This is a genomic window from Mobilicoccus caccae, from assembly GCF_030161635.1.
Taxonomy (GTDB): domain Bacteria; phylum Actinomycetota; class Actinomycetes; order Actinomycetales; family Dermatophilaceae; genus Mobilicoccus; species Mobilicoccus caccae.
Window position 1 is genome coordinate 4,020,719 of sequence record NZ_BSUO01000001.1, and the last position, 13,990, is coordinate 4,034,708.

Annotated in this window: 9 protein-coding genes and 3 pseudogenes; 4 read left to right on the forward strand and 8 right to left on the reverse strand. The window is 71.2% G+C overall.

The features are described from left to right. Positions 1 to 167: 167 nt before the first annotated feature. The 3 genes and pseudogenes from QQK49_RS19825 to QQK49_RS23020 all read right to left on the reverse strand — a co-directional run. Positions 168 to 1,595 carry a glucose-6-phosphate dehydrogenase gene (locus QQK49_RS19825; RefSeq protein WP_284305486.1) on the reverse strand — a complete coding sequence of 476 codons (1,428 nt, stop codon included), beginning with the start codon at positions 1,593 to 1,595 and terminating at the stop codon, positions 168 to 170. A 116-nt stretch (positions 1,596 to 1,711) separates the two neighbouring features. Then, on the reverse strand, positions 1,712 to 2,233 hold the full coding sequence (locus tag QQK49_RS23015; protein WP_348536237.1) for a UDP-N-acetylglucosamine 2-epimerase: 522 nt from the start codon (positions 2,231 to 2,233) through the stop codon (positions 1,712 to 1,714). Between the two features lie 164 nt (positions 2,234 to 2,397). Further along, positions 2,398 to 2,964 (reverse strand): annotated as a pseudogene (locus QQK49_RS23020) (UDP-N-acetylglucosamine 2-epimerase); the annotation flags it as partial. A gap of 562 nt (positions 2,965 to 3,526) precedes the next feature. Here QQK49_RS23020 and QQK49_RS19835 point away from each other — a divergent pair. Next, a pseudogene (locus tag QQK49_RS19835) lies at positions 3,527 to 5,311 on the forward strand (BCCT family transporter). Here the strand turns inward: QQK49_RS19835 and QQK49_RS19840 are convergent. Next, the gene (locus QQK49_RS19840; protein ID WP_284305487.1) at positions 5,197 to 7,521 is read right to left on the reverse strand and encodes a catalase; all 2,325 of its coding nucleotides are present in this window, start codon (positions 7,519 to 7,521) and stop codon (positions 5,197 to 5,199) included. The pseudogene QQK49_RS19835 and the gene QQK49_RS19840 overlap by 115 nt on opposite strands. Before the next feature lie 322 nt (positions 7,522 to 7,843). Between QQK49_RS19840 and QQK49_RS19845 the strand changes: the two genes are divergently transcribed. After that, positions 7,844 to 9,001: an FAD-dependent oxidoreductase gene (locus QQK49_RS19845; RefSeq protein WP_284305488.1), complete on the forward strand. Its 1,158-nt coding sequence runs from the start codon at positions 7,844 to 7,846 to the stop codon at positions 8,999 to 9,001. Beyond that, complete coding sequence (locus QQK49_RS19850) at positions 8,932 to 9,519, forward strand: phytoene desaturase family protein (protein ID WP_284305489.1); 588 nt, start codon at positions 8,932 to 8,934, stop codon at positions 9,517 to 9,519. Before QQK49_RS19845 ends, QQK49_RS19850 begins: the two co-directional genes overlap by 70 nt. A 3-nt stretch (positions 9,520 to 9,522) precedes the next feature. Here QQK49_RS19850 and QQK49_RS19855 read toward each other — a convergent pair whose 3' ends face one another. Beyond that, positions 9,523 to 9,963 carry an SRPBCC family protein gene (locus QQK49_RS19855; RefSeq protein ID WP_284305490.1) on the reverse strand — a complete coding sequence of 147 codons (441 nt, stop codon included), beginning with the start codon at positions 9,961 to 9,963 and terminating at the stop codon, positions 9,523 to 9,525. Positions 9,964 to 10,176: 213 nt separating this feature from the next. Here QQK49_RS19855 and QQK49_RS19860 point away from each other — a divergent pair, with 213 nt between their 5' ends. Then, positions 10,177 to 10,989, forward strand: a complete 813-nt coding sequence (locus tag QQK49_RS19860; protein ID WP_284305491.1) for a hypothetical protein — start codon at positions 10,177 to 10,179, stop codon at positions 10,987 to 10,989. A 106-nt stretch (positions 10,990 to 11,095) separates the two neighbouring features. Here QQK49_RS19860 and QQK49_RS19865 read toward each other — a convergent pair whose 3' ends face one another. The 3 genes and pseudogenes from QQK49_RS19865 to QQK49_RS19875 form a co-directional block, all read right to left on the reverse strand. Further along, positions 11,096 to 12,091, reverse strand: coding sequence for an ABC transporter substrate-binding protein (locus QQK49_RS19865; protein WP_284305492.1), 996 nt, complete (start codon positions 12,089 to 12,091; stop codon positions 11,096 to 11,098). Beyond that, positions 12,088 to 12,903, reverse strand: coding sequence for an ABC transporter ATP-binding protein (locus QQK49_RS19870; protein ID WP_284305493.1), 816 nt, complete (start codon positions 12,901 to 12,903; stop codon positions 12,088 to 12,090). Before QQK49_RS19870 ends, QQK49_RS19865 begins: the two co-directional genes overlap by 4 nt. Continuing rightward, positions 12,903 to 13,933, reverse strand: a pseudogene (locus QQK49_RS19875) (FecCD family ABC transporter permease). Before QQK49_RS19875 ends, QQK49_RS19870 begins: the two are co-directional and overlap by 1 nt. Positions 13,934 to 13,990: the final 57 nt, after the last annotated feature.

A 13,990-nucleotide genomic window follows, 5' to 3' on the forward strand; every position in this document is an offset into this window, starting at 1 on the left:
GACGGCCCGCCGCGCTGGGAGGAGAGCCGGACATGGACGGGCCCCGGACGGCGGGCTTCCCCACCACCGTCCAGGGTCCGGTGTCTATCGTCGCCGGTTTTGCCCGGATCGCCTGCGCGGCGCGCCGTAGCGCGCGACGCACGAAAGAGGAGGCCTGTGGCTCCCGCTCACTCGGCCGGGAGCCCGCGTCGGCTCCCTGGGTGGCCGTCCTCGCCCGCGGCCGCGCGGAGCCACTGCTCCGGGCCGGCACTGCCGACGGGGTACTCCTCCAGCGGCACCTCGTCGGCGGCCCAGGCGGCGAGGACGGGATCGACGATGCGCCAGCACTCCTCGGCCACGTCGCCGCGCACGGAGAGCAGCGGGTCGCCGGCGATGATGTAGGACAGGATTTCGCCGTAGGGTCGCATCTCGCTGTCGCCGAGCTCGGCCTGCAGGTCGACGGTGGAGAAGTCGAACGCCCCCTCGGCGCCGCTGGTCGCCATCCGGAGACTGAGCGTCTCGGGGTTCATGCCGAACCGCAGAACGTCGGGGGCGGGGTCGTCGACGAATCCGACGGGCACGTGCGCCACGGGGCGGAACCGGACGACGATCTCGCGGCGACCTCCGAGGGCCTTGCCGCTGCGTAGGGTCACCGGCACGCCCTTCCACCGGGCGTTGGCGACCTCGACGGTGATCTCGCTCAATGTCTCGGTACAACGGGCGGGATCCACACCCCGCTCGTCGACGTAGGAGGGGATCTCTCGGCCGTCCACGTCACCCGCGGTGTAGCGCGCGCGGTGGGAGGAGGCGACGGGGTCGTCGCCGTACAGGCGGGTGGCGCGGAGCAGGTGGCCGATGAGGTCGCGCAGCTCGACGGCGTCGACCCGAGACGGTGCCTCCATCATGAGCATCGCCATGACGAGCAGCAGGTGGCTCTGCAGCATGTCGCGCAGGGCTCCGGCCTTGTCGTAGTAGCCGGCCCGGTCCTCCAGGGCGATCTGCTCGTCGTAGATGATCTCGATGGACTCGATGTCGTCGCTGCTCCACACCCGGGAGAGCACGCGGTTGCCGAACCGCAGACCGACGATGTTGAGCACCGTCGCCCGTCCGAGGAAGTGGTCGACGCGGAAGATCTGCTCCTCACGCACGAAGGAGGTCAGCAGGCGGTTGAACTCGCGGGCCGACTCCTCGCTCTCACCGAAGGGCTTCTCGAGGGCGAGCCGCAGGTCGTCCGGGAGGTCGAGCTGCGCCAGCACCCGGCACGCCGCGATCGTCACGGCCGGCGGGAGGGCGAAGTAGAGGACCACGGGCCGGTCGTCGGACAGCGAGGCGAGGAAGGTGGCCATCTGCTCGGGGCTCGTCACGTCGAGGGTGGTGTACCTCGTGCCGGCGACGACGCGCTCGCGGGCGTGGTCGGGGCAGGCGTTGGTGGTCAGCGCCTCGCGGACGCGCGTCTTCCACTCCTCGTCGGTGTACGTCTCCGTGGCCGCGCCGACGAGGTGGACGTCGAGGTCGGGGCGTCCGGCGAGCAGGGTCGCCAGTCCCGGCAGGAGGAGTCGTGAGGTCAGATCCCCGGATGCTCCGAGGACGGCCAGGGTCACCTTGTCGGTCGTCATGTCGCTCCGTTCGCGGGCGGGTCGGGGCCGCGTCGATCCTCTCGCACGGCCTCCGATTCCGATACCCGAGACGCCCCACCACACGCTTGTCGCGTGTGCGGTGGGGCGTGGGCGCGTCAGGCCGCGCGGGTGACGGAGGGGGAGTCGCCGGGGATGAAGTCCGCCGCACGCTCGCCGAGGCCGAGGAGGTGTTCCAGGGCGTCGGCGCAGCGTCCGCAGGCCCGGCCGTCGCCGTACGGATTCACGGCCGTGGCCATCGCCTCGTACGCGACCGCGTCGTCGAACAGCCGCGTCAGGTGGGCCAGTACCTCCGCCTCGTCGGTGCCGATGAGGCGCGCCGTGCCCGCCTCGACGGCCTCGGGACGTTCGGTGGTGTCGCGGGCCACGAGGACCGGCACGCCGAGACCGGGTGCCTCCTCCTGCAGGCCGCCCGAGTCGGTGAGGACGACCGTGGCCCGGCGCAGTTCGTCGACGAACGTCACGTAGTCGAGCGGATCGCGCAGGTCGACGTTGGGCAGGTCCCCGACCCGAGGGACGACGGCGGCACGCACGGCCGGGTTGAGGTGCAGCGGCATGACGATGTCGACGTCGGGGTGCGAGCCGGCGAAGGCGGTGATCGCGCGGGCGATGCCCTCCATGCGTTCCCCGAGATTCTCTCGGCGGTGCAGGGTGATGAGGAGCCGGCGACGCGCTGCCTGGGGGCCGTGGAGCGCCTGCGCGTCGGTGCCCCCAGGGCCGGCAGCCCGTCGACCACCCGGTGCAGGGCGTCGATCACCGTGTTGCCGGTGACGACGATGCGGCGGGGGTCGACGTTCTCGGCCAGCAGCGCCGCGCGGTTGCCGGCGGTGGGCGCCAGGTGGAGGTCGGCGAGGCGCCCGATGAGCTGCCGGTTCGCCTCCTCCGGGAACGGCGAGGCGAGGTCGCCGGTCCGCAGGCCCGCCTCGAGGTGGACGACGGGCACCTGCGCGTAGAACGCGGCCTGAGCAGCGGCGTTGGCGGTGCTCGTGTCGCCGTGGACGACGACGGCGGCGGGCCGCAGATCGGCGAGGATCGGCGTCAGGCGGGTCAGGGTCTTGGCGACGATGGACTCGATGCCCTGACCGGGCTCGAACAGCTCGAGGTCGTGCTCGGGCACGATGCCGAAGACGTCGTTGACCTGCGTCAACATCTCGCGATGCTGGCCGGTGACGACGACCTGGACGTCGAAGACGTCGCGGTCGCGGCACTCGAGCACGAGCGGAGCCATCTTGATGGCCTCGGGCCGGGTTCCGTACACGAACAGGACGAGCGGGCGTGTGCTCACGATGTGGGTCGCTTTCTCGGTAGCAGGCAGGCCGGCGGCCTCCGAGACGCAGCGACGACTGCGCATGCGAGCATGGCGAGATCCCCCTGATCGCTCAGCTCGGATGGGCGATCACCGACCGCCCGACCCCCGGGTGACGCCGGGCACCCCGGCCCGTCGTGACGTGCGCCCGAAGACGTCCCGTGTGGCCACTCCCCTCCGGACCACTCGTCTTGGACGAACGTTCACATCGCGTCGTCTCCGTTGTACTCCGAGTGACGCCCGGGGCGCCACGATCCTGGGATGCATCGGCGGTGAGGGCCGTTTCGCCGTCGCGCTCGGCCGAACGACGCCTCGGTTGCGCGTAGCTTGTCGATCCATGACAGACCGACATCCCGACGCCCGCTCAGGCCCCGGCGCCGATCCGGAATCGAGCTCCAGGGCAACTGAACTCGAACAAGGGCCGGATGCCCCGCCCCGTCGGTCCCGGCGAGGTCGGCGTCTGGACCGGGCTCGGAATCTGATGCACCAAGCAGGGCAGGCCGGAAACTACCCCCACGGAGTTCATCCGGCCCTGGTGCCCGGTGTCTCGGTCGACGATCAGCGCTACGACTACCGCACCGACCGCGTCGTCGTGGTCGTGGTGGCGGTGACGATCCTGGCCTTCCTCGCGTGGGGCCTGCTCGACACGGAAGGTCTGGCGGCGGCCTCGGAGACGGCGCTGGTCTGGGTCACCACCTACTTCGGGTGGTTCTGCAGCGTGCTGGCGGCCGTCGTCCTCTTCTTCATGCTGTGGATCGGTTTCGGCCGGTACGGACGCATCCCGCTCGGGCTGGATGGTGAGAAGCCCGAGTACACGACCTTCTCGTGGGTCGCGATGCTGTTCGCCGCCGGGATGGGCGTCGGACTGCTGTTCTTCGGCCCGTACGAGCCGATGCAGTACTACCTCGAGCCGGCTCCCGGCACGGTGGACCCGCAGACCCGCGAGGCCATGCATCGGGCCCTGGTCCAGACGGTGTTCCACTGGGGTCCCCAGGCCTGGGCGATGTACGCGCTGGTGGGGGCGACCGTGGCCTACGGCGCCTACCGGCGCGGCCGGACCGTCCTCATGAGCTCGATCTTCGAATCCCTCATCGGCCGTGACGGTGTGCGCGGTGCCCGTGGCCGGATCATCGACATCTTCGCGATCATCGCCACCCTGTTCGGCACGGCTGCCGCGCTGGGCATCGGTGCCCTGCAGATCGGCCGCGGCGTCCAGATCGCGGGCGGTCTCGGTGAGATCAACACCCCGATGCTGCTCGGCATCGTCGCCGTCCTCACGGCGGTGTTCATCACCTCGGCGGTCAGCGGGGTGGCCCGAGGCATCCGCTACCTGTCCAACATCAACATGGTCTTCGCCGTGATCGTCGCGATCTTCGTCTTCCTGGTGGGTCCGACCCTGTTCCTGGTGAACTTCATCCCGTCGGTCATCGCGCAGTACCTCTCGGAGACGCTGACCCTGATCGCCTACTCGGCCAGCTACGGCGAATAGCAGGAGGTGTTCCTCCGCTCCTGGACGGTCTTCTATTGGGCGTGGTGGGTGTCGTGGTCGCCCTTCGTCGGCATCTTCATCGCCAAGATCTCCCGCGGTCGCACCCTGCGGGAGTTCGTCGTCGTCGTCATCCTCGTGCCGTCGTTGGTGTGCCTGACCTCGTTCTCCATCTACGGCGGCACGTCGATGTGGATGCAGGAGCAGGGCATCGCCGACATCGGCGGAGCACCCAACGCCCAGGACGCGCTGTTCATCCTGCTCGACGCGCTCCCGTTGTCGACGATCACGCCGATCGTCGTCATCTTCATGCTCACGGTCTTCTTCGTCACCAGCGCCGATTCGGCCTCCGTCGTCATGGGCAGCCTGGCTCAGCGAGGGCGCGCGACCCCCTCTCACGGGGTCGTCATCATGCTGGGTCTGTTCTTGTTGGCGATCGCGATCGTGTTCCTGCTCATCGGTGGACAGGCCGCTTTGCAGGGCATGCAGAACTTCGTCGTCGTGTCGGCCTTGCCGTTCGCCGTCGCGATGGTGGTGATGATGGTGGCCTTCGTCAAGGATCTGCGCAGCGACCCGGCTGCCATCCGGCGGCTGTATGCGGAGACGGCGGTCGAACAGGCCGTCCGTGAGGGTGTGCGGCACCACGGCGACGACTTCGCGATCGCGGTCGAGCCTGCGGAGGACGGCAAGGGCGCGGGCGCCGACTACGACTCGCTCGCGCCACCGGTCACGCAGTGGTACCAGCGGCGAGACGAGTTCGGCGAGCCGATCGACTACGACTACGAGCGCGGTCAGTACGTCGACAGCCTCGACGCCGACGCCACCCACGAGACGCCGTCCGGTGGGGAGGTGGAGGCCCGTTCCGGCCGCCGGGAGTCGCTCGGTCGCGAAGACGAGCAGTCCTGACCGGGGAGACATGACGAGGGCCGGTGCGACATCGCACCGGCCCTCGTCACCACGTCTCGGCCCGCTCGTGGGTCAGCCGAGGACCGGGGAAACCGGTCCCAGGCGCGGTGGGCACCGAGGAGATCGACGAGGGTGCCGACCGCCTTGTCGGCGTCCTTCTCCTGAACGATGCCGGGAGTGCCGGCCTCGATGCCCGCAGCGGCCATGGCGGCCTCGGCCTCGGGCAGGAACGCGATGGCCTTGCAGTGGCGGTACATCTCGCCGATCAGCAGGGTCAGGCGCGGGTCGACGGCCGAGTTCGGCACGCCGGAGGGGTCGCCCGCCTTGGCGTCGAACGCGGCGGCGGAATCCGGTGCCGGGGCGATCGCCGACACGGCCAGGAGTGCGTCGAACTCGATGGACCGGGTCGTCAGCAGCGTCCGGTCGATCACGACGTCCTTCTTGCCACCGAGGTGGCCGCCGTGAGCGGCGACGACGAACGGCGTCATGCCCGCCTTCTCGACCGCGGCGGAGGCCTTCTTCACCTGGGCCAGGTCGGCGTCGTCATCGGCGACGATGCCGACGATGCGGCCGTCGACGGGGAAGTTCATCTCCGCCTTGACCTGCGAGAGGGCCGGGCTGGGCTCGACGTCCGCGACCTTCGTGGACGGCTCGGGTACCGGCAGCCCCAGGCCGGTGGCCACGGTCTTCGCGAGATCGGTGTCGACCGCCGCGAGGTGTGCGAGCTGCCGCTCACGAACCGGGTTCTCGTAGCACTTGCCCAGTTCGAAGGTGTAGGCCGCGGCGACATGGTCCTGCTCCACGGGCGTCAGGCTGCGGTAGAACATCCGCACCTGGCTGAGGTGGTCGTCGAACGTGGCCGGCACGGCCCGGACCTTCTCACCCGAGACGGGCGTGGAGACCTCGACGAACGGGCGCTGCGCCTCCGGAGTCTCGGCCGGGTTGCCGGCGTCGATGCTGTTCGGCCGGTAGGGCGCCTGGCCGGTGTGCACCGCGTGCTGGTGGAACCCGTCGCGGAGCATGTCGTTGACCGGCGCGTGCGCGCGGTTGATCGGGATCTGCGCGAAGTTGGGGCCACCGAGCCGCGTGAGCTGGGTGTCGACGTAGCTGAACAGGCGGGCCTGCAGCAGCGGGTCGTTGGTCACGTCGATGCCCGGCACGAGGTGGCCGGGGTTGAACATGACCTGCTCGGTCTCGGCGAAGTAGTTCGTCGGGTTGGCGTTCAGGGTCATCTTGCCGAGCAACTGCACCGGGCAGAGCTCCTCGGGGACGAGCTTCGTCGGGTCGAGCAGGTCGATGCCCTCGAACATCTCGTCCTGGGTGTCCGGCATGACCTGCACGCCGAGCTCCCAGGAGGGGAAGGCGCCGGCCTCGATCGCGTCGGCGAGGTCGCGGCGGTGGAAGTCGGGGTCGGCGCCCGCGGCGAGCTGGGCCTCCTCCCACGTCATCGAGTGGACTCCCGCGACGGGCTTCCAATGGAACTTGACCAGGCACGTCTCGCCGTCGGCGTTCGTCAGGCGGAAGGTGTGGACGCCGAAACCCTCCATCGTGCGGAACGAGGCGGGGATGCCGCGGTCGGACATGTTCCACATGGTGTGGGCCTGGGCCTCGGTGTGCAGGGAGACGAAGTCCCAGAACGTGTCGTGGGCGCTCTGCGCCTGGGGGATCTCGCGGTCCGGGTGGGGCTTGGCCGCGTGCACGACGTCGGGGAACTTGATGCCGTCCTGGATGAAGAAGACGGGGATGTTGTTGCCGACGAGGTCGTAGTTGCCCTCCTCGGTGTAGAACTTCGTCGCGAATCCGCGGGTGTCGCGCACGGTGTCGGCCGAGCCGCGGGAGCCCAGCACGGTGGAGAACCGCACGAAGACGGGGGTCTCGATCTTCTCGGCGAGGAACCTGGCCGTGGTGATCTTGGCGCCCGTGCCGTAGGAGGTGAACACGCCGTGCGCCCCGGCGCCACGGGCGTGCACGACACGCTCGGGGATGCGCTCGTGGTCGAAGTGCATGATCTTCTCGCGCAGGTGGTGGTCCTGCAGGAGCGTCGGGCCGCGGCGTCCGGCCTTGAGGGAGTGGTCGCTGTCGCGCAGCCGCGTCCCGGTGGCCGTGGTGAGGAACTCACCCTGCTGGGAGCGAGGCGCCACCGCGGATGCCCCGAAGGGACAGCCGGTCGCCGTGACGGTCTCGGGGGCACGCTGGTCGGGGTTCGGCACCGGGGGTGTGGTGGGGGCCGTGGGTTCCTCGACCGTGGGGGAGGGTTCTCCTGCTGAGCCATGGCGGTCCTTTCAGGGGTGCATGCGGTGTCACCCGTGCCAGTGCCCCGGATCGGGCATTTCATGCCTGTCGGCTCCGGCCGTCGTCGACTTCGGGACGCCGCGAGTCGGCGGTCGAGCCTCGTCCTGGTGTCCTGGTGTCCTGGTGTCCTGGTGTCCTGGTGTCCGGGGTCGTGGGCGGGGTTGTGTCCGGGGACGGGCGGGTAAGGCCGGGGCAGACCCGGTTCCGACGTCGACGCCTCGGCGAGAGAGCGAGATCCCCATGACCCAGCCAGACCCCATCCGCCGCAGCACCGGGGCCACCGAGACCGTCGATGCGGTGATCGTCGGCGCAGGCCATCACGGCCTGGTGGCGGCCTCCCACCTGGCCGATGCGGGGTGGGACGTCGTCGTACTCGAGGAGCGCGACGTCGTCGGCGGCGCCGTGAACTCGGTGGAGCAGGACGGGTGGGTGATGGACGAGTTCAGCGCGTGCCACCCCTTGGCCCACGCCTCCCCTGTGCTGCGGGGGCTCGACCTCGAGGATCATGGATTGCGGTGGGCGATCGCCGAGACCCAGCTGGCCCACCTGTCGCGGCCGGGGGACGACCGGTCTCCCGCGCTCCACCGCGACGCCCGGGTGACGGCCGAGCACCTGGCCGAGGACGACCCGCGCGACGGACGGACGTGGATGCGCCTGGTCGAGCAGTACGACGACATCAAGGACCCGCTGCTCGGAGCTCTGCTCACGGCCTGGCCACCGGTCGCCGACACCCCGCGGCTGTTGCGGGCGGTCGGTCTGCGCAACCTGCCGGATTTTCTTCGATTCATGCTGCTGCCCACGACCCGGATGGGCGAGGAACTGTTCCGCGGGAAGGCGGGACGTGAGCTGCTCGCCGGTAACGCGATGCACGCCGATGCACCGCCGACGGCGCCCGTCAGCGGCGTGTTCGGGTGGCTCATGACGATGTTGGCCCAGGACGTCGGGTTCCCCTCACCGGTCGGGGGCACGCGCGAGCTGGCCCGCGCGCTGGCCCGCCGCGCCGAGGCCGCCGGGGCGAGGATCGACCTCGCGACCTCGGCGACGCGGATCGTCGTCCGCGACGGACGTGCCCGGGGGCCGAGACCGGGGACGGTCGCCGGATCGCGGTCCGCCGCGCGGTCGTCGCCGACACCAGCGCCCCGGCGCTCTACACGCGCCTGCTCGACTCCGCCGACGTGCCGGCCGGGCTTCGGGCGCGCCTCGACCACTTCGTCTGGGACCTGCCGACGGTCAAGATCGACTACCGCCTGGCCGAGCCGATGCCCTGGACCGCTCGGAACGCGCGGGGCGCCGGGGTCGTGCACATCGGGCGGGACGTCCCCGGCCTGGTGGAGTGGTCCGCCGAACTCGAGGCCGGACGCATCCCGGAGCAGCCGTTCGCGCTCATGGGGCAGATGACGAGCATCGACCCGAGCCGTTCGCCTGCGGGCACAGAGGCGCTGTGGCTGTACACCCACCTGCCGCGCGGCGTCACCGACGAGGCGGCCTCGGCGAGGACGGTGGAGCACAGCGAGGCGATGCTCGACCGGTTCGCTCCCGACTGGCGAGACCTGGTCATCGAGCGGATCGTCCGCACCCCTCGCACGCTGCAGGAGGCGAACGCCAACCTCGGTGAGGGGGCTGTGGGCGGCGGCACCCAGCAACTCCTGCAGCAGGCGCTGTGGCGACCGGTGACCGGGCTCGGCGGGCCGCGCACGCACATCCCCGGCCTCTATCTGGGCAGCGCGGCGATCCACCCCGGGGGCGGGGTGCACGGTGGCTGCGGTTACATGGCGGCGCGTGCGGCGCTCACGGACTCCGGACGCCTCGGCAGCGGCGTCGGCCGGCTCTGGTCCGGCGCGCTGCGGGGGATCTACGCCGACGCCGACCCGGCGTGGGTCGGCACCGGCCGCGCGACGACCGCGCAGCGTCGGTGAGGCTCAGGGATGCTCGCGGCGTTCGGCGAGCAGGGCCAGCCGCTTGAGGGTCTCGACGTTGCGCACGTGCAGCGCGGCGTCGCGGGCGGGCTTGGGGGCCTTGGTCGCCGGGCCGCTGGTGAAGTCCTCGACCATGCGGATCACGGTTCCGGTGCCGTCCGGGATCAGGGAGATGTCGACCCGCGCCTGTCCAGCGGGTCGGATGCGCGCCTCCATGACGATGCGTCGGCCGTCCTCGACCTCGAGCACCTGGGTGTTGTCGTCGATGACGGCCGGCCACGCCCCGACGGAGTGGTGGATGCGGGAACCCACTGCGGGCCAGTCGGGCTCGACGGCCCGGACCCGCGATGCGCCGACGACCCAGGCGACGAAGGTCCACCCGTCGGCGATGACGTCCCAGATCGCCTCGGGGGCCGCGTTCGTGCGTCGTTCGGTGGTGCTCATGGGCCTGCTCCTGCCGGTGGGCGACGGGCGACGACGGCCGGCGCCCGGAGGGTGTCTCCTCGCGGACGCCCTTACCCGGGTGGGCGGCGGATCAACCCCTCCGGCCGGTGCCCCACCGGCGTGCGGCCCTCCCCGGATGCCGCAGTCGCCCGGTGTTGGCAGGATGACCGGCGACGTCGCCGGAACCTCCGGCGCAGATCCGAAGGAGCCGACGTGAGCGAGCCGACCATCGCCGAGGACCAGCGGGACGCCGTCCGCGTCCTCGCCTTCGCCGGGCGCGAGTTCGACCGGGTACGAGACCTGTTGGTGGGCGACGACGAGCCGGGCCAGCAGCAGGTGGCCGAATCGGTCGAGGCCGACGAGTCCGTGGACGACGACGAGCGCGGTGCTGCGCGAAAGCTCCTCGGCGCCATCGGCACGGTGGCCGCCACGGCGGGACGCGTCGTCACCGGGTCGGTGCACCCGCGCCACGACGACTGGGCCGCCACCAGCCTGGACGACCGGATCGACTGGTGGGTCGGCCGGTTCGGCACGGCGGCCGCAGCCCTCGCCGCCGTCCCCGGTCTCGGGGGCAAGGTGGGCAAGCTCGTCGGCATCGACGACGTCGTGGGCGCGTCGGCGCAGATCCTCGTGGTCAACGCCGTCGCCCGTGAGATGGGCATCAGCGACCTCGGTGAGCGCGTGGCGGTCGCGGGCCGCATCGTCCTCGGTCATGAACTGGACCCGGAGGCCGTGTCGACGGCCCTGGCCGATCCCGACGCGCAACCCGAGGACGATGCCCCGGGTGAGGCACCCAAGGAGAAGACGGGGCCGCTGGCCCGGGTCGGGCGCACCGCTCAACTCCTGTGGCGGGTGGCGCGCCGCATCCAGAGCATGAGGTCCGACCTCGACAACCGCCGCAAGGGCGGGCTCTTCTCGCGGGCGCTGAGCAACCTGCCGGCGGTCGGCGCACTGGGGGCGTTCGTCTCCGAGCGCAAGGGGATCTCCCGGGCCGCCGACGACGCCCGCAGCGCCTTCACCCACTGACCACCGACCCCTGACCACCGACCCCTCCACCTGAAACAGCACGTGAGGTCTGAGACAGCACCTCACGCGCTGCTGTCTCGTCCTCAGCGGCTGTTTCAGGTGAAGTTCACTCGCTCGGGTAGAGCGCCTCGTTGATCGTCGTGACGGCATCGAGGTTGCCCCAGGTGCCGGGGAGCAGTTGCGAGGCGGGGATCGCCACGAGCCGGCCCTGCTGGACTGCCTTCGCGCTGCCCAGGTGCGTGGACAACCACTGCCGGGTGCGCTTCTCGTGCTCGTCGTCGAGAGCGCTGAACACGATGACGTCGGGGTTCTTGGCCAGCAGCGTCTCGCGGGAGACCTCGGCGGCGAAGAACTTCGCGAAGGCCGGGTCGTCCGGTGAGAAGACGCCCCGACCGCCGGCGGCCTCGCCGATGCTGTGCTCGACCCCGGCGCCGATGGCCGTGACGGTCTCGCCCTCGATGAACACCTGCGCGAGCGTCGGCTTCGGCTTGTCCTTCGCGCGATCGGTCGCCTTCTGCAGTTGCGCGTTCGCCTCGGCGGTCAGGCGCCGCGCCGCGTCGTCGGCGCCGAGGACCTGCCCGAGGGAGTCGATGTCGGTGATGAGGTCGCTCACCTCCGCCTCCGATCGGCGGTCCAGGCATCCCGCCGCCGCGACATAGGTCGCAGCCCCGGCCTTGCGCAGTTGGTCCTGGGTCGCGTACCCCTTCTCGGCGGTGAACTCGTACGTCGTGGGCGAGACGACCAGGTCGGGCTGCAGGGTCAGCAACTGCTCACGGGTCGGCGGGGAGTCCTGGCCGACGACCGGGATCTGCCGGCCTCCGCCGGTCAGCGTCTCCGGCAGTGGACGTCCGTGGGTCTGCGCCACCCCGACGATGCGGTCGGCCGCCCCGAGACGCGCGATGAGATCGGCCTGCCCCGGGTTGAGCGCCACGATGCGCTGCGGCGCGCCGGCGTAGGTCACCGGGGTGCCGCAGTTGGTCACCGAGGCCGTGGCCTGGGGTGTCGTGGCCGCCGGTGCGCCGGTCACCGCCTGGCCGCAGCCGACGAGCAGCAGGAGGCCGCCGGTCAGCAGGGCGGTGGCGCGGAGGGTGCGTGTCGTCATGAGGTCTCCTGGGTGCTGGTGGTGCGCGGAATGGCGGGGGAGGGGCTCGGGGCGGTGCGGCGGAACGACATGACGACGCCCCCGCGGGGGTCGGTCAGGGCGCGGGAGGACACCCGCAGCACGTCGTCGACGAGGTCGGTGGTGAGGACCTGCGCGACCGGTCCCTCGGCTCGGATCCGCCCGTGGTGCAGGACGGCCGCCCGATCGCAGTAGGCCAGGGCGAGGTTGACGTCGTGCAGAGCGGCCAGCACGGTCGCGCCCCGCTGCGTGACGAGGTGAAGCAACTCGTGCTGGAATCCCACGTCGGCGTGGTTGGTCGGCTCGTCGAGGATCATGACCGGCGCCTGTTGGGTGAGCGCGCGGGCCAGCAGGACCCGCTGCTTCTCGCCGCCGGACAGCGACGGGAAGGCGCGCTTGGCCAGTGGACTCGCGCCCACCTCGGCGAGGGCGGCGTGGGCCAGCTCGAGGTCGGCCGGAGAGTCGGCGCCGAAGCCGCGCTGAAGCGGCACCCGCCCCAGCAGCGCCACGTCGAGCGCGGTCAGCGGAAACTCGGTGCTGATCTCCTGCGCCATCACGGCGATCCGCCGGGCCGCCTCCCCGGGGCTCAGCCGGTGCACGTCGTCCCCACCGACCAGCACCTGCCCGGACTGCGGCCGGTGGACGCGATAGGCCGTGCGCAGCAGCGTGGACTTGCCGCTGCCGTTGGCGCCGATCAGCCCCACCACGCACCCGGAGGGCACGGTGAGGTCGACCCCGTCGACGATGCGCGTCCCGCCGAGCTCGACGTGCAGAGAAGCGATCCGGAGTTCCATCACACGTCCTTGGTGCGCATGAGCCAGAGGAAGAACGGTGCGCCGGCGACCGCGGTGAGGATGCCGAGGGGGATCTCCGCGGGTGCGGCCACGACCCGCGCGAGCAGGTCGCACGTCGTGAGGAAGGCGGCGCCGCCGAGCACGCTGAGGGGGATGACGCGGCGGTGGTCGGCGCCCACGAGCATCCGGGCGACGTGCGGGACGATGAGTCCGACGAACCCGATGCCGCCGGCGACCGACACGGTGGCCGCCGTGAGCAGCGCGGTGACGCCGAGCAGGATCCGACGCAATGCCGGCACGTCGACGCCCAGGGCGGTAGCGGCCTCGTCACCGACCAGCAGGGCGTTGAGTGCTCGCGTGCGCAGCCCGACCACCGCGAGCGCCACGAGCAACGCGACGAGTGGAGGCAGCAGGCTGGACCAGGTGGCCGCCGACACCGACCCGAGCAGGAAGTGCATGACGCTGTAGATGTTCTGGGCGTCGGTGGTCATGAGCAGGAAGTTCGTCAGCGCCGACAGCAGAGCCCCGAGCGCGACACCGACGAGGATGAGCCGCGCGGGCAGGACGACCCCCTGCTTCTGGGCGAGGACGTACACGAGCGCGATGGCGACACCGGCACCCGCGAACGCCGCGGTGTTGAGGGTCAGACCCGCCAGCGCGGTCGACCCGGCGACGATCGCGGCGACCGCGCCGAGACCCGCGCCTGCTGAGACCCCGAGGATGTAGGGCTCCGCGAGGGGTTTCGCACGGTGACCTGCAGGATCGCCCCCGCCAGGGCCAGGGCCGCCCCGGCGAGGGCGGCCAAGAGCGAGCGTGCGAGGCGGAACGACCAGACCGCCTCGTCCTGTGGCGGCGTGATGCTGCCGTCGCTCATCCACGGCATCCCCGGGACCAGGTGGCCGAGGAGGATCTTGCCCGCTTCCACCGGGGTGGTGGGCAAGGGTCCGTGAGCAGCGGAGACGAGGACGACCACGGCGATCACCACGAGCAGGACCCCGCTCCACGCGCGCGTGTGCCGGGTCGTGTCCACCTGGCCCCTCCCGTCGGTCCGTACGATCAGGGGTCAGCGTATACAAATGAGAATCAT

Excerpts from the sequence above, each read along its gene's own strand:
- QQK49_RS19845 (WP_284305488.1), top strand. The coding sequence starts at position 7,844 with ATGACCCAGCCAGACCCCATCCGCCGCAGCACCGGGGCCACCGAGACC.
- QQK49_RS19865 (WP_284305492.1), bottom strand. The coding sequence starts at position 12,091 with ATGACGACACGCACCCTCCGCGCCACCGCCCTGCTGACCGGCGGCCTC.
- QQK49_RS19855 (WP_284305490.1), bottom strand. The coding sequence starts at position 9,963 with ATGAGCACCACCGAACGACGCACGAACGCGGCCCCCGAGGCGATCTGG.
- QQK49_RS19825 (WP_284305486.1), bottom strand. The coding sequence starts at position 1,595 with ATGACGACCGACAAGGTGACCCTGGCCGTCCTCGGAGCATCCGGGGAT.
- QQK49_RS19870 (WP_284305493.1), bottom strand. The coding sequence starts at position 12,903 with ATGGAACTCCGGATCGCTTCTCTGCACGTCGAGCTCGGCGGGACGCGC.
- QQK49_RS23015 (WP_348536237.1), bottom strand. The coding sequence starts at position 2,233 with ATGGAGGGCATCGCCCGCGCGATCACCGCCTTCGCCGGCTCGCACCCC.